The 20,966-nt window shown below is 51.8% G+C and carries 18 protein-coding genes; 5 read left to right on the top strand and 13 right to left on the bottom strand.

All coding sequences use genetic code 11. The annotated features are described in order from the left end of the window. Window positions 1–133: 133 nt before the first annotated feature. From AC0LWN_RS00245 to AC0LWN_RS00205, 9 genes are all read right to left on the bottom strand, one after another. On the bottom strand, window positions 134–1,246 hold the full coding sequence (locus AC0LWN_RS00245) for a rhamnogalacturonan acetylesterase (RefSeq protein WP_474662663.1): 1,113 nt from the start codon (window positions 1,244–1,246) through the stop codon (window positions 134–136). 60 nt (window positions 1,247–1,306) lie between these two features. After that, the gene (locus tag AC0LWN_RS00240) at window positions 1,307–2,146 is read right to left on the bottom strand and encodes a carbohydrate ABC transporter permease (RefSeq protein WP_474662662.1); all 840 of its coding nucleotides are present in this window, start codon (window positions 2,144–2,146) and stop codon (window positions 1,307–1,309) included. A gap of 3 nt (window positions 2,147–2,149) precedes the next feature. Then, a complete protein-coding gene (locus tag AC0LWN_RS00235) occupies window positions 2,150–3,034 on the bottom strand; it encodes a carbohydrate ABC transporter permease (protein ID WP_474663536.1) in 885 nt (294 codons plus the stop codon). Between the two features lie 118 nt (window positions 3,035–3,152). Beyond that, on the bottom strand, window positions 3,153–4,481 hold the full coding sequence (locus AC0LWN_RS00230) for an ABC transporter substrate-binding protein (RefSeq protein WP_458965798.1): 1,329 nt from the start codon (window positions 4,479–4,481) through the stop codon (window positions 3,153–3,155). Between the two features lie 138 nt (window positions 4,482–4,619). Then, window positions 4,620–6,197 carry a response regulator transcription factor gene (locus AC0LWN_RS00225; RefSeq protein ID WP_474662661.1) on the bottom strand — a complete coding sequence of 526 codons (1,578 nt, stop codon included), beginning with the start codon at window positions 6,195–6,197 and terminating at the stop codon, window positions 4,620–4,622. Beyond that, window positions 6,190–7,965 carry a sensor histidine kinase gene (locus AC0LWN_RS00220; protein WP_474663535.1) on the bottom strand — a complete coding sequence of 592 codons (1,776 nt, stop codon included), beginning with the start codon at window positions 7,963–7,965 and terminating at the stop codon, window positions 6,190–6,192. The genes AC0LWN_RS00225 and AC0LWN_RS00220 overlap by 8 nt, the downstream gene beginning before the upstream one ends. A gap of 185 nt (window positions 7,966–8,150) precedes the next feature. After that, window positions 8,151–8,945 (bottom strand): ABC transporter ATP-binding protein, encoded by a 795-nt coding sequence (locus AC0LWN_RS00215; protein WP_474662660.1) that lies wholly within the window; start codon window positions 8,943–8,945, stop codon window positions 8,151–8,153. Next, entirely contained in the window at window positions 8,932–9,861 is a 930-nt protein-coding gene (locus AC0LWN_RS00210; protein WP_474662659.1) for an ABC transporter permease, read from the bottom strand. The genes AC0LWN_RS00215 and AC0LWN_RS00210 overlap by 14 nt, the downstream gene beginning before the upstream one ends. Window positions 9,862–9,933: 72 nt before the next feature. Then, on the bottom strand, window positions 9,934–10,998 hold the full coding sequence (locus AC0LWN_RS00205; RefSeq protein WP_474662658.1) for an ABC transporter substrate-binding protein: 1,065 nt from the start codon (window positions 10,996–10,998) through the stop codon (window positions 9,934–9,936). 313 nt (window positions 10,999–11,311) lie between these two features. Here AC0LWN_RS00205 and AC0LWN_RS00200 point away from each other — a divergent pair, with 313 nt between their 5' ends. From AC0LWN_RS00200 to AC0LWN_RS00180, 5 genes are all read left to right on the top strand, one after another. After that, window positions 11,312–12,238, top strand: coding sequence for a C40 family peptidase (locus AC0LWN_RS00200; protein ID WP_474662657.1), 927 nt, complete (start codon window positions 11,312–11,314; stop codon window positions 12,236–12,238). 316 nt (window positions 12,239–12,554) lie between these two features. Next, window positions 12,555–12,905, top strand: coding sequence for a hypothetical protein (locus AC0LWN_RS00195; protein ID WP_474662656.1), 351 nt, complete (start codon window positions 12,555–12,557; stop codon window positions 12,903–12,905). A gap of 69 nt (window positions 12,906–12,974) precedes the next feature. Then, window positions 12,975–13,469, top strand: coding sequence for a cation:proton antiporter regulatory subunit (locus AC0LWN_RS00190; RefSeq protein ID WP_474662655.1), 495 nt, complete (start codon window positions 12,975–12,977; stop codon window positions 13,467–13,469). Window positions 13,470–13,472: 3 nt separating this feature from the next. Further along, window positions 13,473–14,720, top strand: a complete 1,248-nt coding sequence (locus AC0LWN_RS00185; protein WP_474662654.1) for a cation:proton antiporter — start codon at window positions 13,473–13,475, stop codon at window positions 14,718–14,720. 33 nt (window positions 14,721–14,753) lie between these two features. Continuing rightward, on the top strand, window positions 14,754–15,614 hold the full coding sequence (locus tag AC0LWN_RS00180; RefSeq protein ID WP_474662653.1) for a YitT family protein: 861 nt from the start codon (window positions 14,754–14,756) through the stop codon (window positions 15,612–15,614). Window positions 15,615–15,697: 83 nt separating this feature from the next. On the opposite strand, the gene AC0LWN_RS00175 is transcribed toward AC0LWN_RS00180, so the two are convergent. The 4 genes from AC0LWN_RS00175 to AC0LWN_RS00160 all read right to left on the bottom strand — a co-directional run bounded on the left by AC0LWN_RS00175 (window position 15,698) and on the right by AC0LWN_RS00160 (window position 20,780). Further along, the gene (locus AC0LWN_RS00175; protein WP_458965804.1) at window positions 15,698–15,985 is read right to left on the bottom strand and encodes a stage VI sporulation protein F; all 288 of its coding nucleotides are present in this window, start codon (window positions 15,983–15,985) and stop codon (window positions 15,698–15,700) included. A gap of 66 nt (window positions 15,986–16,051) precedes the next feature. Beyond that, on the bottom strand, window positions 16,052–18,103 hold the full coding sequence (gene recG, locus AC0LWN_RS00170) for an ATP-dependent DNA helicase RecG (RefSeq protein ID WP_474662652.1): 2,052 nt from the start codon (window positions 18,101–18,103) through the stop codon (window positions 16,052–16,054). A 13-nt stretch (window positions 18,104–18,116) separates the two neighbouring features. Continuing rightward, window positions 18,117–18,977 carry a DegV family protein gene (locus tag AC0LWN_RS00165; RefSeq protein WP_474662651.1) on the bottom strand — a complete coding sequence of 287 codons (861 nt, stop codon included), beginning with the start codon at window positions 18,975–18,977 and terminating at the stop codon, window positions 18,117–18,119. 24 nt (window positions 18,978–19,001) lie between these two features. Then, window positions 19,002–20,780: a DAK2 domain-containing protein gene (locus AC0LWN_RS00160; protein WP_474662650.1), complete on the bottom strand. Its 1,779-nt coding sequence runs from the start codon at window positions 20,778–20,780 to the stop codon at window positions 19,002–19,004. Window positions 20,781–20,966: the final 186 nt, after the last annotated feature.

The raw sequence follows: 20,966 nt of genomic DNA, 5'->3' as shown, positions 1-20,966 counted from the left end.
GCTTGCAGCAGTTGAAATCCGGAGACAAAGGCGGACGCTACGCTCCTCCAGTTCCAAACTTCCCCTCCGTTACTTCCGCCCCTTTTACTAGTCGTAGAAGTTCATCTTATTATAGTGTTTGTTACCACCAGGGCTACTCGCCCTGGCGCAAGTGAATAATTAGGTCGTTCAATCCTGCTTCGCGGATGCCCTCGACCACAAGCTGTGCCAGGAGGCGCGCGCCAAGGATCTGAAAGTGCGTGTTGTCCTGGACACCAGCGGGGTGACGGAGATATTCCCCGGGATAACTCCACATGAACAGCGCCTTGCTGCCTTCCGGCCCATAAGCTTCAAAAAGCTTGCGGCTGCGCGGCTCCAGATCAATCAGCGGCACCTGCTCGTCAGCCGCAAGCTCCCACATCGCCGGCAAATAATCGCCATGCGTGTCCACAATGCTGCCCTCACGGTCGAACCGCCGCCGGTGCATCGGGGTAACGAGAACCGGATACGCGCCAGCGTCCCGGGCGGCGGCAATCATCTGCAGCAGATGCTCCTTATAGGTCGTATAAGGTTCGGTATGGCGGGCTTCATCGGGTTTGGAATCATTGTGGCCGAACTGGATGAACAGATAATCGCGCGGCCGCAGCTCGGCGGCGATCCGCTGCAGATGCCCCTCGCTGATGAAGCTTTTTGTGCTGCGTCCCGATAAGGCGCGGTTATCCACGACAACGCCGGGCTTAAAGAACTGAGGAAGCAATTGGCCCCAGCCCGCATAAGGATAACCCTCCTCGCCTTGATCCGTAACGGTTGAATCTCCGGCAAGCACAAGTGCCAGCGCTTCGCCATCCGCTTGAATGTCCAGAGCGTTGATCCGCGGAGCCGGCCCCGAGAAGGAAAGGCTCAATTGCCCTCCGCTGACCCGCACCGCGAAGGCTTCCCGCAGATACTGCCCTGCCGGCACGTTCAGCGGTTCGAGCACACGCTTTCCCGCCCCGGCAGTAATCACTGTGCTCGTATCGGCGAGAGAATCGCCAACCAGCACAGTGACCCTGTAAATCCCGTCCGGCACATCTGCAAGAAATTTCGCTTTCTGCGGGATACAGCAGTCATTATGCAGCGTGTCACTTCCACTGCGAAACCGCCCGAACACCACCGAACCGGGTGTGAAGCCATAGCCCTGCCCGGCGGTATACACTGTATCCGGTTTCACCTTGGTATAGCCGGGAGCCGCAGCCTCCAGTCCAAAATCAAAACAATAGCTTTCCACGTTACCGCGCACCTTTCCCCCAGCGTTTTTTCTACTCCGCCTGCTATCAGCAGCCGATGACTAGCCTTTCAGCCCGCTGGTGCTGATGCCGTCGACGATCTGCTTTTGGAAGATGAAGAAAATCAGCATCACCGGCGTAAGGCTCAGCACGGACATCGCGAACATCGGTCCCCAGTTGGATACGGATTCGCTGTCGAGGAACATTTTGAGTCCCATAGACACCGTATATTTGGCCGGGGAATTGAGGTAGAGCACAGGTCCGAGCAGGTCCTCCCAGCGCCAGTAGAAGGAGAAGATTGCCGCCGTTGCCATCGAAGGCCGGATCAGCGGAAGAATGATCTTATAATAGAGCCGGAATTTGCCGCAGCCGTCAATGGTCGCCGCTTCATCCAGCTCGGCCGGAATCGTGCGTATGAACTGCAGCATCAGGAAGATAAAGAACGGAACGCCGAAGAACTGCGGGATGACAATCGGCCTAATGCTGTCCAGCCAGTTGAGCTTCGTATAAATAATATATTGCGGGACTAGCACAACATCCGAAGGCAGCATGAGCGTCATCATCATGATCCCGAACCACAGGCCGTGGCCGACAAATTTGTTGCGGGCGAAGCCGAAGGCGACCAGCGACGAGGAGAAAACCGCGCCAACCGTAGCCACCACAACGATAACTAAAGAGTTCTTAATGAAGACACCGAAGGAATATCCGGCGACGCCTTCCCAGCCCTTGGCGTAATTGCCCCATTCCCAGGGATGCGGAAGCAGCGTCTGCGCAGTAACGAACACCAGCCGGCTTTCTTTGAAGGAGCTCATGATCATCCAGAAGATCGGGTAGATCATGATGATGGCGAGACCGCCGATAAGTATGTGATAGATCGGCCATTTGATTTTATTCTTCGCCATGGCTCACTTTCCTCCTCCGGATTCGTAGAAGACCCACGATTTCGATGTTTTGAACAGAATGCCTGTCAATATTCCTACCAGCAGCAGCATCACCCAAGCCATAGCCGAAGCGTAGCCCATGTTATTGAACATGAAGGCCTGGCGGAACAAATACAGAGAATAAAGCATCGTTCCGTCCATTGGGCCGCCCTCGCCCTTGGAGATAATGTAGGCTGGCACGAAGGTCATAAATGCGCTGATCGTCTGCATAACCAGGTTGAACAGGATCACGGAGCTGAGCAGCGGCAGGGTAATCTTGAAAAATTTGCGGAAGAAGCTCGCTCCGTCCACGCTTGCAGCCTCATACATTTCACCCGAAATATTTTTCAGTCCGGCCAGAAAGATCAGCATGGAGGAACCGAATTGCCATACGGACAACGTGATCAGCATGAAGAGCGCCGCATTGGGATTTCCGAACCAGCTTACCGGGCCCACCCCGAAAAAGCCAAGCATGCCGTTGATAATTCCCGTATCGCTGAAAATGTTCCGCCACATGATGGATACGGCGACACTGCCGCCGATGATGGAGGGCAGATAGTACACGGTGCGGTAGGCGCCTACCATACGTGATTTCGTATTGAGAATCATCGCTACAAACAAAGCAAAGCCCAGGCGAAGCGGTACACCAACGAAAACATACAGCAGCGTTACCGTTAGAGAATGCACGTATTTCGGATCACCGGTGAACATTTTGATATAATTGTCCAGCCCCACCCAGCGTGGAGGGGCGAACAAATTATATTTGGTGAAGCTCAGGTAGAGCGAGATGATCATCGGCACCAGCGTGAAGCATAGGAAGCCGATCACAAACGGACTGATAAAGGCATAACCCGTTAAATTTTTGCGCAGCCGCTGTCCAAACGGCTTCTTCGCTCTGTAGGCCTGCGGATTAGCGGTAAGAGGATTGCTCACAGCCAAGGTCTCCAACTCCAATCTTGTTAGAATCACAGTATGGTCTTACACTCAGTTAACGGCTGGCGAGAATCTCTGTAGCCTCTTTACGGAACTGGGCAGCAGCGGCATCCGGCTTAATCTGTCCGAAGTTCATTTGCTCAGCAAGGTCAGTCAGCAGGGCTACCACTTCCGGCGAGCCTACTGGCGGGCTCATTGGAGAAGTCTTAGGCTCCATATCTGCGACAAATTGGAATACCTGCTTGCCGGCATCCGTCAGCTCCGTAGCCAGGGATTCTTTGATTTTGCTGGAAATCGGTACGCCGCGCTCACCCTTGATCAGCTTGTTGGCTTCAGCACTGTTGGTCCAGAAATCAATAAATTTAGCAGCTTCTTCTTTGACTTTGGAATTGGCTGTAATCGACCAATACATACTTGGCTGCATGTACAGCCCTTTTTCCATATCCGGTCCCGGCATTTGTGCCAGTGCCATCGGACGGTTAACAGCGATTTGCAAGGCCACATATTGGTTCGACCACTGCCAGACGCCGATGCCTGTTCCCTTAACAATGTCCGACTCTTCGATTACACCTTTGTTCTGGCTCAGTTTGTCTTGTGACGGAACTGCACCTTTCGCAATCAGGTCCGACAGCATCCCGAAGAAGTCGGTGAACAGCGCATCATCTTCATAACCAAGCCCGGAGCCGTCTGTGTTGTAGAGCGACAAGCCTTTGGTGCGCAGATAGTAGTTGAAAAAGACATCCGCTGCCATCGAGCCGTCAATGTAGAGCCCGGCAGATTTGGCTTTCAAGGCGATTTCCTTGTATTGATCCCAAGTCCAATTTTCCGGAATCGAATCCACGCCGGCCTTTTTCAAGAGCGCAGGGTCATAATGAAAACCAAGTACATTGACACCCAGCGGAATCCCGTACTGCTTGTCTCCGATTTTACCGGTAGCCAGGACATTTTCGTTCACGTCGCCGACCTGAATGCTTTTGTTCAGATAGGAGGTCATATCCTCCAATTGGCCGTTCGAGCCGTATTGATTGATATACGACACATCCATTTGCACGATATCGGGGAGACGGTTGGCTGCAGCCTGGGGAGCAAGCTTTTTCCAGTAATCATCAAAGGAAGCATATTCCGGTTCAATCTTTACGTTAGGGTTCTGTTCCTCATACATATCAATGACTTGCTGAGTATAAGAATGACGCGTATCCCCGCCCCACCAGGCAATCCGCAGAGTTACCGGCTCTGACGAGCTGCTTGCTGCTGGTGCTGACGCCTGGTTGCCCGCGGCGTTTGTGGCTGCCGAGTCCTTGGCGTTATTGCTGTTGTTCCCGCCACATCCGGCCAGCAAGGATAACAGCATGGGAACGGCCAATAATGCGAATCTCTTTTTCAAATTCAACTCTCCCCTTTTCGTAAAATGATAGTGAGCAGGAAGACCAGTTCCACTGGTAACGCTTCCATGTGTAAATTTTCGCAAATCCTGGTCCATTCTTGAATACAAAAAACCGTTATCTTTGTTCAATAATCAGGTTCATTCACCCGTCCCATTCACTTGCGGCTTCATAAAATCCGTTGGAGTTCTGCCGGTAACCTTCTTGAACACCTGGCTGAAATACTGGGCATTGCCGCCGAAGCCGTACAGCTCCGCCAATTCGAACACCTTCACATCTCCGCTGCGGATAATGTGCTCGGAGGCTTTGCCAATCCGGTAATGGGTCACATAGTTGGAAAATTTCTCGCCGGTCACTTTTTTGAAGATTTTCCCGAGGTAATCCGGGTTCATGTACAGCATTTCAGCGGCAACCGAGCTAAGAGAAAGCTCCGAATTGCAATAGTCCTCCTCAATAATGCGGAGCATTTTGTCCACGATGGAGGATTGGCGGGTTACGAAATGGCGGTCATACATCTGGGTGAGACGTCCGGCCTCTTTTTTGACAAAAGCTTTCAGACTGCTCAAATTGCCCAGCTCTGCCAGCTCCGCCAGTCCTGAAGTAAAAGTACTCCGCTCCTCAGGTATGCATAGTCTGATCATCGCCGAATAGAGCTGGAGCACATAGGAGCGGGTCACATTGATATCAAAACGCTGCTCTGATAATACGCCAAATAACCGTTCCAATTCAGCTTCGACTGCGTTTTGATCCCCCGCCTTAATTAACAGGCAGATTTGCTCCTCCTCAAGATCAATCTCGTTTTTGCCGCTCAGCTCATCTGCCGGGATATCGCTTCCTGTAATCAGACTGCCCTCCTCCAGATAAAAACGGTGATTCAGGCACTGCAGCGTCTGCCGGTACAGAGAGCGGGAGTGGATCATCCGGCCCTGGTCGCTAACCGCAATTGTGACATGGATTTTATAGAAATTATGAAATATCTCCTTCACTTCAGCAATCCGCTCGAGCAAATCGGCCTGCTGCCCCCCATCTTCCGGCTGCTCCAGCAGAATCAGCACATGAGAACCGATGGTCGTGCTGAGGAGCACCTCAGAGAGCATGTCCTTTGCAATATTTTGCAGCGCGAACAGATGCTCATATTCAAAGGAACCCTCCAAATGCAGCAGAATCAGCCTTACGCTTTTGTCGTCGAGCCGGGTGCCAAACAGCTCCTGATAGTAGTCGAGATCATAACTGCCATAGGTTTTATTGGAGATCCATTCCTTTAGAAACTGCTCTTTGACATGCGGCAGCACCTTGGTCAGCCTATGCTTCATCTCGGTAACGAACAGCTCACGGCTCTTTCGCTCATCAAGTTCCTTCACAAGCTCTATCAATGCTTCATGAATTTGCTGCTCATTGCAGGGCTTCAGCAAATAATGCTTGACCCCGTGCTGCATGGCGGTACAGGCATAATCGAAATCCTTGTAGCCGGTCAGCATAATGAACTTTATGGCGGGGAACTTTTCACTGCAGCGCTCAACCAATCCGAGTCCATCCAGTCCCGGCATCGAAATGTCGGTGATCACAATATCCGGGGCCAGTCCCTCAATTTTCTCCAGCGCCTCAATCCCGTTGCGGGCCGTCCCTGCAAGCTCAGTTCCCGCCTTTTCCCAATCCACCACCTGCGAAATCCCTTCCAGAATCAAGCGTTCATCGTCAACAAGCAGCAATTTATACATGTCTGACCTCTCCTCTCAAATAGGGGATACGCACATGAATCGTTGTTCCTTCTCCCGGCTGGCTTTCAATTTCCATTCCCCATTCCTGTCCAAAAACAAGCTGCACCCGCTCCGTAATATTTGCCAGTCCGATCCCTTCCCCCCGGGTCTGGATCTTGCCCTGCAGCAGCTCCCGAATGAATTCACCGGTCATTCCCGGACCGTTATCGCTGACCTTAAGATCAAGTGCACCCTCCTCGCGGGTAATGGAGATTGAAATCGTACAAGGCTCAATATTCGGTTCAAGCGCATAACGGATAGCGTTCTCGACCAGCGGCTGCAGCGTCAGCTTCGGAATCAGCGCATCCTGCAGCTCCTCCAGGATATCCATATGAAAATCCAGCCGCTCCTCAAACCGCGTGCGCTGAATAGTGATATAGCTTCGGACAATGCTAAGCTCCTTCTCCAGCGTAATCAGCGGATCTTTCAGCCCGATGGAGCTGCGCAGCAGGAATCCCAGCGCCTCCACCATTTCTGAAATTTGCGCCTGCTTGTTCACCTTCGCCAGCCAGTTAATAGACTCCAGCGTATTGTAGAGAAAATGGGGGTTGATTTGCGCCTGCAGCGCCTTCAGCTCCGTCTCCCGGATCACCAGTTGTTTGGCATAATTCTCATCAATCAGCTCTCTGATCCGGCGGATCATCATTTTGAAGGTGCGGTATAGCTGGCTTACCTCATCCTGGGCCGTTTGTGAGACGAATCCAAGCGCCTGCTCTTCCAGATTGTCCAGATCGCCTTTTTCGATCCGCTTCATTTTCTCCGTCAGCTTCGAGATGGGCCTTACCAGACTCCGGGCCAGCCGGTAGCCCAGCAGCAGCCCCAATAGCAAAATGCACGCGAAGACAAATACAACCAGTCTTTTGATAAAAGTAATCTGCTTGAACATTTCATTAAAGGGGGTAGCATTGATGTAGGTCCAGTTCATATAGGAGGAGCCGGTCTTGACTACAAAATACGTCCCTTTGCTGTAGCTGGCGGTACGGTAGGATTCAGGCCGGTGCACCTCTTTTGCCAGCTCCTGGGGTAACAGCAGCGGCTTCCCGGGATAGACGGTCCGGCTGTTCGCCTTATCAATGACAATAAGCTGACCGCCATCCTGCGTCATGCTGGTGCTGTCAGCTATAATCCGGTCTACGCGGATGCGGATGACCAATGTGCCCAGATTGTCCAGCGTAAAGGTCGAGCCGGTGTACGATTTGATCTGGCGCACGGCCAGCAGGGAGTTTTTGCTGCCTTGGGTGTACCAGACATTACTGCCCGCACCCGCTGCCGCAAGCGGTTTCAACTCATCCTGCAGCGATTGGGACACTCCCTCCCGGTTGCCCGCCGTCATTGCTCCACCGTTCGTATCCATCAGCATCATCGAGTAGACATACTTCTCTGCACCCGCAAAGGCTACCAGCCGGTTAATGATTTTGTTATGCAGGAGCTGCCTTTCATATGGCGAAGGATCATCCTGCAGCTGCCGCAGGCATTGCTGAATCTGCTCATCCGAAACTACCGTAAAGGACAACTGCTCCAATTCCTTAAGCTCATTCTCAATGCTGATCGAGGACATTCCCAGCACCTCAGATGATTTTTCATATATTTGATGGTCATAAATGCGGTATACATACTGCAGGAAGATGAGCGAAAACAGGAAGGACAGCAGGAGCAAAAATGAAATCAGCATGATCATTTTGTTAAAGATTCCGGAATTTTTGAAAGCGCTCTTATTTTGGGAGACCATAATCTTACTCACTCTGCTTTCTCTATGAATTTCTTATATTTTAAACGAAAGTTTCTACTTTGGAAATATAAACCAAAAGACCCGGGAACACAGTCCAATCCAACTGTACTCCCAGGTCTTTGGTTTAACTCTTTAGGGCAATCCCAATGCTTCGCCGCAGTATTGAATTAATTACCGGGTTCTCCTCAGCCCAGCATCATCCGGTCATCCGCCAGCTTATGCCCGCTGATGGACTCAAATTCACCCAGCAGGCGCTCGACAGTCAGGTCCTTCTTGCGCTCCTCATCAATATCCAGAATAATGGTCCCCTTATCCATCATGATCAGCCGGTTGCCTAACCGGATCGCCTGATCCATATTATGGGTAACCATCAGTGTCGTCAGCTTCATCTCACGGACAATCGACTCGGTCAGTCTTGTGATCAGCTCGGCACGCGAAGGATCGAGTGCCGCTGTATGCTCATCCAGCAGCAGAATCTGCGGCTGGGTGAAGGTTGCCATAAGCAGGCTGAGCGCCTGGCGTTCTCCGCCGGACAGCAGCCCCACCTTCGCACGCAGCCGGTTCTCTAGGCCTATGCCCAGCCGGCTGAGCTGGTCGCGGAACATCGTCCGCCGTGCAGAGGATACACCAAAAGACAAGCCCCGGCTCTGCCCTCTCTTAAAGGCCATCGCCAGATTTTCTTCAATCGTCATATGCGGCGCCGTGCCGGCCATCGGGTCCTGAAAGACCCGGCCGATCCAGCGGGCACGCTGGAATTCCGGCAGGCTGCTGATGGGGTTACCTTCAATGCGCACTTCGCCGAGGTCGGGCTTCATTACACCGGATATCACATTCATCAGAGTAGACTTGCCTGCGCCATTACTGCCGATAATCGTCACGAAATCTCCGGCACGCAGCTCCAGATCAATCCCCAGCAACGCGATCTTCTCATCCGGGCTGCCGGGATTGAACAGCTTGGACACGTTATCAAGCTTTAGCATTAGCCGTGCCCCCTCTCTTGCTGCGCAAAGCCTGCTCGGCAAGCTCAGCACTCCGTTTGCGGGCCGTGCTCTTCTGCTTCAGGAAACGCCGTACTGACGGGAAGACCAAAGCAATGATGACGATAATTGCCGTAATCAGCTTCAGATCTGAAGACTTCAGCCACGGCACGCGCAGGGCCAGCGCCACTACGATACGGTAGACAATCGAGCCAAGTACAACCGCCAAAGTGGCGCGGAATATAGTTCCGGCTCCGAAGATCGCCTCACCGATAATAACCGAAGCCAGCCCGATCACAATCATGCCAATCCCCATAGACGAGTCTGCAAATGAGGAATATTGGGCAATAAGTGCTCCCGAGAGCGCCACCATCCCGTTCGCCAGGCTGATGCCGAGAATAGTCGTTGAATCTGTATTGACCCCAAAGCTGCGGATCATCCGCGTATTATCGCCGGTAGCCCGCAGGGCAAACCCAAGATCGGTCCGCAGGAACAGATCCATCAGGAGTTTAACCGCAAGCATTACGAAAGGCATAACCAATAAAGGGTTAATAGAGCTGAACAGGGTATCCTCGCCCATAAGCGAAACATTGGGTTTGTTGTCGAGTATCCGCAAGTTAATCGAATAGAGGGCAATCATCATCAGAATACCTGACAGCAGTCCATTGATCCTTCCCTTGGTATGGAGGAGTCCAGTGCACATGCCTGCCGCCATCCCGCCTGCCAGCGCACAGAGCGTTGCCAGCCAAGGCGAATAGCCATGCGTAATCATCATTGCGGCAATCGCTCCGCCGGTGGTGAAGCTTCCATCCACAGTCAAATCAGGAAAATCAAGAATTCGAAAGGTAATATATACTCCCAAAGCCATAAAAGCGTAGATCAAGCCCATTTCTATGGCTCCAAGTATTGAATCATACATAGATGGCGTCCTCCCTGAAACGGATACCGTCCTTTGAAGATCAGCATATCCGTTTCTGCTTGTGTCTATATCTTATTGAATAATATTGTTGGCTTGGTCAACTACTTCAGCCTTCATGGCGTCAGTCACTTTAATTCCCTGCGCAGCCGCCGCTTTCAGGTTAAGGATGAGATCCAGCTTCTCCTGCTTCGTAACCTTCATATCGCCTGGGTTTTTGCCATTCTTCAGCACTTCCACAGCCATCTGCCCCACCTGGTAGCCATGATCATAATATTTGAACCCTACAGTAGCAAATGCACCCTTCTCAACGGTGTCGCGGTCTGCGGAGAAGAATGGAATTTTGTTGTCATTGGCAGTTTGAATAATCGTGTCCACGGCGCTTACCACCGAGTTGTCCAGTGTAATGTAAAAGGCATCGGCCCGGCCCACAAGCGATTCCGCCGCCTGCTTCACCTCTGAGGTATTGGTGATTGTTGCTTTGACCAGCTCAATGCCATGCTTGTCCAGCTCTTTCTTGGCAATGTCAGCCATAACCACAGCATTTGGTTCACCTTCGTTAATGATCAGACCCAGTTTTTTTACATTCGGGAACTGTGTGGCAATAAACGCCATCAGCCGTGTAATGGATTCAGGATTTGTATCGGATGCTCCTGAAACGTTGCCGCCGGGATGATCAAGATCCTTCACAATCTTCGCGTCCAGCGGGTCAGTAACCGCCGCGAAGAGAACCGGTGTATCCTTGCTTACATTCTGTACAACAGCTTGGGCAGAAGGTGTCGCGATACCAAGCACCAGATCATTCTTATCTGCAGCAATCTTCTGGGCGATGGAGAGGTTGTTGGACTGGTCCGCTTGCGCGTTCTCCAGATCGACCTTCAGGTTCTCGCCTTCGACGATTCCGGCATCCTTGAGCGCGGCAAGGAACCCTTCCCGGGTAGCGTCCAGCGACGGATGCTCAACGTATTGAGAAATAGCGATTGTATAAGATTTCTTGTCAGCAGTTCCTCCGTTATCCGCTGCAGCACTTGCACCCGCTGAAGGCGCAGCCGCGCTGTCATTATTTTTGTTTGCTCCGCAGCCGGTAGCGGCCAGCATCAGGCACAGGCTCAAGCTCAACCATATTTTCTTTGTTTTCATAAATTAACCCCTTTTCTTGTTACAGGATCAGCGCGTGCATCAGAGTAAGCGTCTCAGCAGTATCGCTTTCATATATAAAAGCGTTAAAGTAGAAGCCCTCACGAATCCCGCAGCCATGTCGCAATTCTATTAGACCTATATTATATAAAGGATGATTTTCCGTCAATGATTTATCACTGCTAGATTACAATTGTTAGAAGCATAGATTTTTCCATATCATTTGCTGCTGACATTCATTCCCTTCCCCCGATCCACATAAAAATTCACTCCCTGCGCAAACTTAGATTACAGTTCTGAACATGGAGCGTGCCATATGATAACTAATAAACCTATAAAGATTGCTGCCGCCGCCCTCCTCACTGCAGCTCTTGTATCAAGTACCGCCTGCAGCTACACTAAGCAAAAACAGACTCCAAAGGTCAATTCGATAACTCCTGCGGGTTCAAATGCAGGCAGCTACTATGAGAAATCCTCTTTCACTGACAAGAACGGCCTTTATTGGATTCCCTTAAAACCAGCGGCCGCATCCATTGGCTACCGGATGAAAGATGACACCTCGAGCGGAGGGTATGCCAAAATCGGCTATACAGACGTAATGTACATGCTGCGTCCTAATTCCCCCCATGTGTTCTCCCTCGGCCAGAAGGTTAAGCTGCAAGAGGCTCCCATGCGGCGAAACGGTCAAATTTATATCACTCCGACCGCGCTGTCCAAGCTCCTTCAAACCGAGGTAGGCTGGAATCCCAGCACTGGTGAGATCAATATTGCTTCGCCGACTGTGCGTGGAGACCATACAAAGGCCGGGACAACCGCTACACCAAAGCCTTTGCGCATTCAAAGTCTGTCCGCAGCGGACAGCAGCGAGCTGGTGGCATATGCCAAGAAGTTCCTGGGTGTTCCTTATGAATTCGGTGCAGGACCCTATGAAGAAACCAAGCGGTTTGACTGCTCCTCCTTCACCCGGCATGTCTTCAAGAAATTCGGGGTGGATCTGCCCCGTCTGGCCAAAGACCAGGCCAATCTTGGCACACGGGTAAACCGCGGTGAGCTTGCCGTAGGCGACCTGATTTTCTTCACGGTTCCCGGACGCTTTGATAACAATGCGATTCCGGGGCATGTCGGCATTTATATCGGAGACGGCAAATTCATCCACACCTGGGGTGATCCGGGCGTTCAGATCAGCGAGCTGGACAGCGGCTATTGGAGCAAAGTCACGCTGAATATGCAGCGGATACTCTAACTGGGCACAACTGGCATACACAAAAAAATGCAAGGAGATCAGGGCTTCGGACAGCCGAAGCTCATGAGCTCCTTGCATTTTTTAATGCATAAATCATGTTGTCGAACCCGGTAAAAGCATCCATTTGTTCATATTTCCCTTTTCCACAGCAAATTTAATTTGAAAAGTCCGGTTTACTGCGTTTTTCGTAGTTTATCTACTCTAAAGTCACTTTTTCGTGATCTTTTTCAGCAAAAAATTGTGTCTTCGATTTGGTTCACCTGTGGCTCCTATGTTATGCTTGATACACAAGATACAGTAAGGAGGTGATCCCAGAATGACATATATAGCGCGTTCGGCCTTATTCAGACTGCTTCGGATAATTCTTATTCCGCTGCTGCTGTTGTCTTTTACCGGAGTGCATTCACAGCACTTTCAGAGCAGCAGCCAGGAGCATACCCGCTACGAAATCGAACGGATTGAGCATAAAATGGTGCAGCCGGTGCGTACCCATTCATTGCAGCAGAAATCTCTGTCGTTATCGCGCTTGTCACCCCTTGGGATCATCCCGGTGCCTCCGGCGAAGGCTTTCGCTATTGTCCTTAGCGTATCCTTGTATCCTATCATTTACCTTATCCTGAAGCGGCGGCTGCTGTATCCGCTTAAATATACTTCACAATACGTATAACCACTTCCTGATCCGTTGTTAATACCGTGCTGAACAACCAAACACATCTCAACTGGAGGCTTGACTTTCATGAACTATAAAGAATCAGATTTGCCGGGAATCGGCAAGAAATTCGTACTGCAGACCCGTGGCGGCGACAAGCTTGTAGTGATTGTCCACGACGACGGCAGACGCGAGCTGTACCATTTTGATTATGATGATCCGGAACAGAGCATTTCTATGGTTACGCTAGATGATGACGAAGCACGCCATATTTCTGCCCTGATCGGTGGAGTCACCTACAAACCCAAAGCTCTGGAATCTATCGAAGTTGCCCTTGATGATCTGATCATTGAGTGGTACCGGCTGGAAAATGGCTTGGGCTGTGTGGGCTACAGCATCGGAGAATTGGATATCCGCGCCCGCGCGGGGGTAACCATCATTGCTATTATCGAGAAAAATCATCAGAAGCATATCAATCCCGGACCGGAAGTGGTGCTGAGCGCAGAGTGCACCGTCGTTGCCGCCGGGGAGAGACACCAGCATAAGCAATTCAAACACATTCTGCGGAACGGATGTGGTTAATGGATGAATCATTATATCGTTTTTGAAGTTGGATTGGCGATTGCCCTGATTGCCCTTGCCGGATTGATTTCCGCGAAGCTCCGTTTCTCCGTCATTCCTTTCTATATTCTGATCGGCATGGCCGTAGGTCCACACGCCTTCAAAATATGGCACCTCGACTTCCGTTTTATTGAAAGTGCTGCCTTGATTGAGTTCATGGGCAGGATTGGTGTGCTTTTCCTCCTCTTCTATCTCGGTTTGGAATTTTCCGTAGGACGGCTGGTCAAGGCGGGCCGTTCGATCGTAACGGGCGGTACGATTTATATCCTGATTAATTTCTCCCTCGGTCTGATCCTGGGCTGGGCTCTCGGTTTCCCGCTTGAGGAGATTCTGGTTATTGCCGGAATCACTACCATATCTTCAAGTGCGATCGTCGCCAAAGTTCTGGTTGATTTAAAAAGAACGGCCAATCCTGAAACCGAGATGATCCTGGGGATCATCATGTTCGAGGACGTCTTCCTTGCTGTGTATATCTCGATTCTGTCAGGACTCGTGCTCAGCGGCTCCTCTTCACTCGGCGGCGTGCTGCTGTCCGCCTTGATCGCTCTCGGATATATGCTGGCACTGCTTGTGATCGGCCGCAAGCTGGTTCCCTGGCTGAACCGGGTGCTGAATATCCGCTCCAACGAGCTGTTTGCAGTGGTCATCTTCGCCGCACTGTTTCTGATCGCCGGATTCTCCGAGACGATTCATGTAGCTGAAGCCATCGGCGCATTGCTCATCGGGCTGGTGCTTGCCGAAACCGAGCATGTCAAACGGATTGAAAAGCTGGTCATTCCGTTCCGCGATTTCTTCGGGGCCATCTTCTTCTTCAGCTTCGGGCTGACCATTGATCCGCTCACACTGGGCGGAGATGCGCTCTGGTACTCGCTTGCCGCCGTAATTGTTACCCTAATCGGCAATTTCGCAGCAGGGATGCTGGCGGGGCGCAGCGCCGGTCTGAGTCCGCGTGCCTCCTCCAACATTGGACTGACCATTGTCTCCAGAGGCGAGTTCTCCATCATCATGGCGAATCTGGGCAAGGCAGGCGGATTGCTGGCTATTCTTCAGCCCTTTGCGGCCATGTATGTGCTCATGCTGGCTATCCTGGGCCCCTTGTTAACCAAAGAATCCAAGATCATATACAAGCTGCTTGATAAAGTCTTCAGGTTCGAGAAGCGGCATCTTGCCCGCAAAGCCAAACAGTCTGCGGCTGTAATGGAACCCGAATAAAATTCCGGTTCTCTCCGGGAGAGAGGAGAACATGTGAAAAAAAGTCTGAACGGAATACCTCAGCCGCGCCGGCGCAAAGCTCTCCGTATTCTGGCCGTTATTGCCGGAGGCCTGCTTGCCGCTGCCGGACTGGAACTGTTTCTGATGCCTCATAAGCTTGTTCCCGGCGGTCCCGCCGGTCTGTCCGCCTTATTCGCGCATCTTACGGAAATGCGCCTTGGCTTATTTCTGTTCCTGTTCAATCTGCCGTTTATCCTGATTTCCCGAAGACAGATCAATCTGCGTTTCGCGCTGTATGTGATGCTTGGGTTAATCTGCCTGATCATCGGCTCTCTTGCCCTGCATCATGCCCCTGCCGCAGTCGGGGAACCATTAAGCGCGGCTATCGCAGGCGGGTTATGCCTTGGCTTCGGGATCGGTATTTCCATCCGCTTCGGCGGCATGAGCAGAGGAGCTGCGGACATGGGCTATACCCTGCTCAGCGGCAGTCCGCCCAAATCGGCGGAGATTCTTATTATGCTGTTAAACTGCGCCATCCTGTTGTATGGCGGACTGCTGTTCGGCTGGGATCAGGCGATGTATTCGATTATCGCCTACCTGCTGGCCTTCGAGGCTGTGCGCATCTCCTTAAGGGACCTGTCCCGCTCAAGGGCTATCTGGATCACCAGCACCCGTACTGAAGAAATCCGCCAGGCACTGCGTCTCTTGCTGGACCGCGAAGCCAAGCTCATTCAGGCTGCTGATCCGGCAGGCCAGCCGGGCACTCTGTTCTGTATCGCGAGCAAATTGGAGGAAGAAGAGGTGGCTTCCATTGTCCGCGAGTGTGATAAGGACAGCCAAATTGTTGTCCACGCGGCCGGCAAACGAAGACTGACAGCCCTCTTCCGCGACTAGCGTTCTTCTACAGCAAAAAAGCGTTCCTGCGATGATACCGCAGGAACGCTTTTTTGGTTTGTCCGTTTCAGCAGTGGTTCCTTTCAGCGGAACATGCCCCATAACTTGATCAGGTGAAAAGTGTTGCTGGGATCAATTTTTTGCGCGATAACAAATTTTACAATTTGGTCTTCCTGCACCGATGTCAGCCTCTCACCCAGAACTGCCGAAGCATTGCGCACCAGTCTTCGCACAACTGCTGTGTCCTGGAGCTCCTGCTTGGAAATTCCATTAATCATATTCTTAATGCGTTCTTTGACAGCCGGATTCTTCATCTTAAGCTTGATGCGTTCCACAAGCTGCGGACTGATTCCATATTGCTGATAACCCAAGCACAGCACCTCCAATCATATCCAATCATTCACAGTATATGAGGAGCAGCAGCGGCATGTGCCTGTTCAATCAATTAAATCTCCCTGGAAAATCTGCTCGTTCTGCAGATAACCCCGCAGCGGCGCATAATCGGGGGAGGTCCAGAACGCCGCATCCTTGAGCAGCTCTGCTGCATCATCACGGGCCATCTCAAGCACCTCGAAGTCAGCGGTCATATCCGCAAGCCGGAACTCCGGCAGTCCGCTCTGCTTCGTCCCGAAGAAATCCCCCGGTCCGCGCAGCTCCAGGTCCCGCCTCGAGACCTCAAAGCCGTCATCCGTATCGGTCATGGCTGTCATCCGCTCCCGCCCGATCTCCGACTTCGGATCGGCTATAAGCACACAGTAAGAGGCATACTGCCCCCGGCCGACCCGGCCGCGCAGCTGATGCAGCTGGGAGAGGCCGAAGCGGTCCGCATCCATAATAATCATTAGCGTCGCATTCGGAACATCGACACCAACTTCAACAACGGTTGTCGATACGAGCAGTTGCAATTCATTGCTGTAAAAAGCGCGCATGACCTCGTCCTTTTCCCCCGGAGTCATCCTGCCATGCAGCAGACCTACCTTGTAATTCGGAAAAGCCTGCGACATCTGAATATGCAGATCAATCGCGTTCTGCACATCCAGCTTCTCCGATTCCTCGATGAGCGGACAGATCAGATAAGCCTGCCGTCCCTGGTCAATCTCGCGGCTGACCAGCTTCAGGACCCTCTCCAGCAGATCAGGCTTGACCCAATAAGTTGTGATCGGAACCCGCCCTTTGGGGCGTTCTGACAGCGTGGATACATCCATATCACCGAAGACGGTAATGGCCAGTGTACGCGGAATCGGAGTCGCGGTCATCGTCAGCACATCCGGGTTGTAGCCCTTGCGGCGCAGCACGCTGCGCTGGTTGACGCCAAAACGGTGCTGCTCGTCGGTGACCACCAGCCCGAGTCCACGGAAGAATACGTCGTCCTGGATCAAGGCATGGGTGCCGACAACAATATCAAGCATCCCCATTTGCAGCGAGGCCAGCAGATCCTTGCGCTTGCGCCCGCTCACACTTCCCGTCAGCAGGCCTACTGTAATCCCAAACGGTTCGAACATCTTCGTTAGCGAGCGCATATGCTGCTCGGCCAGAATCTCCGTGGGGACCATCAGCGCCCCCTGAAATCCCGATCTTACTGTGGCATACAGCGCGATTGCCGCCAGCACCGTTTTGCCGGAGCCTACATCGCCCTGCAGCAGACGGTTCATGCAATACTGTGCCCGCATATCATGCAGAATTTCCAGTTCAACATGCTTCTGGGCATCTGTCAGCTCAAAAGGCAAACTGCGCACAAACTGGCGAACGGTCGCGTTGTCCACGGTATGCACTACACCGTCCATTCTGCCGCGGCTCAGGACACGGAAAGCCTGCACCTTGAGCTGGAACAGAAACAGCTCCTCGTACACCATTCTGCGCCGGCCCTGCTGGCCTTCACGTGTATCCTCCGGCTGATGAATTGTGGCAATCGCCCGCTTGCGGGACATGAAGTCATATTTCCGCATGATCGTGTGCGGCAGGATTTCCGGAATCATCTCGCCGTACTGCTTAAGTCCCTGATTGATCATTTTACGAATCCAGGATTGAGTGATCTTGCCCCCAACAGAATAGACCGGCTGAAGCGTGCCGATCTTGCCTTCCCCCCGGTCTGTAAATTCATAATCTGTAACCGTGATGGCGCTCCGCTTCTGATCCCATTTGCCGGTAAGCACAATTTCACGGCCGACCGTCAGTTGCTCCCGCACATAATGCTGGTTGAACCACGTAGCCGTGAACATCCACGGTTCCGCCACCATCTTGCAGCTTAGGCGCGACTTGCCTCCGAAACGTTGCAGTACGGGAATGCCAATGACCTTGGCAACCAGGGTCGCCTTGTCGCCATGCTTGACCTCGCTAAGCGAGCGGGGCCGAAAATCCTCATAGCGGAAAGGATAATACTCCAGCAGATCCTTCACTGTAAAGACGCCAAAGGCGTGAAGCTCACTTTGCTTTTGAGCGCTCACGCCATTTATTTGTTTCACTTCTATTGATTCGAGTGATAGCAGCATGTTCATCCCCTATTTACGCGGGCCAAATAAATACGGCTAAGGTTCCGTTGCCGACATGGCTCCCTACTACAGGTCCCACATTAGTCAGCACTTTCTCTTCCAGGGTAAAGTGCCCGGCTAGCTCCCTAAGGAACTCTTCGCCGGAAGCCGGTTCAGCCGTATGACCCACGGCCACATTGATTTTGTCCACACCCGGCAGATCTTTCTTGAACAGCTCGATCATGCGGGCTACTGCCTTCTTGCGGCCTCTCACCTTCTCGACCGCATAGATGATTCCTTCCGAATCAATGGAGAGAATCGGCTTAATATTAAGCAGCGTACCCAAAAAAGCTGAGGCTTTCCCGATTCTGCCGCCCTTTTGCAAATATTCCAGCGTATCTACGAGAAAATACAGCTTGCGCGACTGGCGCAGACTCTCTACTGTCTGTAAAATTTCCTCAGGGCCTTTGCCTTCCGCAGCCAATCTCGCCGCTTGCACCACCATGAATCCGAACCCGTAAGAAGCGGATAGCGAATCTATAACGGTGATTGCCTCCCCCTCCTCTTCCAGCATGGATTTAGCCAGAACAGCAGACTGGTAAGTACCGCTAAGCCCTGAAGAAATATGAAAAGACAGAATAGTGCTATCCGGGTTACGCTCCAGAATGCCACTATAAACGTTCATATATTGATCTGGCGATGGCTGAGATGTGGTCGGCAGTTGAGCTGCGCGGGGTAGACGCTCATAGAATTGCTCCGGTGTCATATCCACATTATCCCGGAAAGTCTCCCCGCCGAACATCAAGTTCAGCGGAACAACCTCTATGCCATACGCTTCCGCCATGGCCGGCGGGATATCAGAAGTGCTGTCGGTGACGATAACGGTACGATTCATGAATTTCTTCCCCTACCTTTCAACTTAAGGCTCAACTGAGAAAAGATAATAATACAGCGGTTGTCCACCCTCATGAATCTCAACTTCAACCTGCGGATAGGTCTCTTCCAGCCAGCTTTCAAGCGATGCCGTAACCTTATCTTCCGAGTCCGCCCCGGTCAACACAGTGACAATCTCATCGCCGTTCTCCAGCATATTAGAGAGCAGCGCCTGGCTTGCCGCCAGCAGATCATCCGCAGCGGTGACAATCTTGGAGTTCGAAATCCCGATATACTGGCCGGATTTGATCTCCAGATCCTCGATAACCGTATCGCGGACCGCATTCGTAATTTGCCCCGATTTGACCTGTGAAATGGCCTCAAGCATGTTGCTTGTATTGGCATCTACCGTATCTTCCTCCTGAAAGGCAAACGCAGCGGCAATTCCCTGCGGAATGCTCTTGCTTGGAATAACGGTGATCTCACGTTCACCCTCAAGCAGCTCCTTGGCCTGCTGGGCGGCAAGTACAATGTTCGAATTGTTAGGCAGAATGTAGACATGCTTCGCGGAAATAGACGATATCGCGTTCACGAAATCCTCCGTACTGGGATTCATCGTCTGTCCGCCGGACAGAATGGCATCTACGCCAAGGCTTCTGAAAATATCCGAGATCCCTTCCCCGGAAGAGACCGCAATGAATCCGTATAGCGCCATATCATCCGCCGGAGGAACCGCCGGTGACTGCACGCTGCTCTCTTCCTTCGGAATATCCGCAAATACATCCGGCATCGGCGCAATATCCATCCCTGCGGTCAGCAGGTCACGATGCTGCTCACGCATGTTCAGAATATGGATCTGGGTAATCTCGCCATACTGCAGCGCCAGATTCAGCACTTCGCCCGGAGTTTTGGAATGGACATGGACCTTGATGGTCTCATCATCCGAAATGACAATAATCGAATCGCCATTTACTGACAACGCTTTCCGAAAAACTTCCTCATCAAATTCCGCTTTCACGGCGCCGCCAAGCAACCGGTTAATGAAAAATTCCATATCATATAAAAATTCAATATCTTCCGTAGACAGTTGGGATTGTGCAGAAGACTGCACGGAGGACAATATATTCTCATGCTTAGTGAGCACCACTGCCGGTGCTGCGGCAGGAGCTGGAGCTTGTCCCTGAACAGACTGCGCTACTACTGCGCCACCACTCGTCAAGTACTGATGAAAGCCCTCATAAATGTACACCAAACCCTGACCGCCGGAGTCAACAACTCCAACCTGCTTAAGCACAGGCAGAAGCTCAGGCGTGTTGGCTAAGGCTTCTTTGGCTTTGGCCAGGACTTCAGTCATAAGCTCAGTTACATCTGTTGTGCGGCGTGCATAATAGACGGCATGTCTGGCCGCTTCTTTGGCAACGGTAAGAATCGTGCCCTCTACCGGCTTCACCACCGCTTTATAGGCCGTATCCACACCGGTCTGCAGCGCTGCTGCGAACTGCTGCGCATTAAGTTCATCGTATTGGGCTGCGTACCGTCCTAGCCCTCTGAACAGTTGTGACAAAATAACACCGGAGTTCCCCCGGGCGCCCATCAGGAGACCCTTGGACAATACTCCTGCACATTGGCCGACAGAGGCCGTATTATTTTTCTTCAATTCGTTCGCGCCTGCGGTCATCGTCAAATTCATGTTTGTTCCCGTATCACCATCCGGAACCGGAAAAACATTAAGGGAATTGACGTGCTCTGCATGCTGCTGCAGCTTTTCCGCTCCGGCGAGTACCATTGCGGTAAAATCTGTCCCGTTTATAGAACGCTTACTCAATGAGAATTCCCCTTCCTAACTTTATGCCTAATCAATTCTCGGATTAACTGGACATAATACACTAATCTATATTGTACTATAAGAGACTAAAGAAATAAATGTTTTTGAAGCGGTTGACGAAGCAATTTTTGCTGTGATATTATATTTAAGTATTGTTTTATGCAGGTGTAAGTAATCAAGGAGGTG

Source organism: Paenibacillus sp. sgz302115 (assembly GCF_056120445.1).
This window is presented reverse-complemented; position numbering and strand designations above follow the sequence as displayed.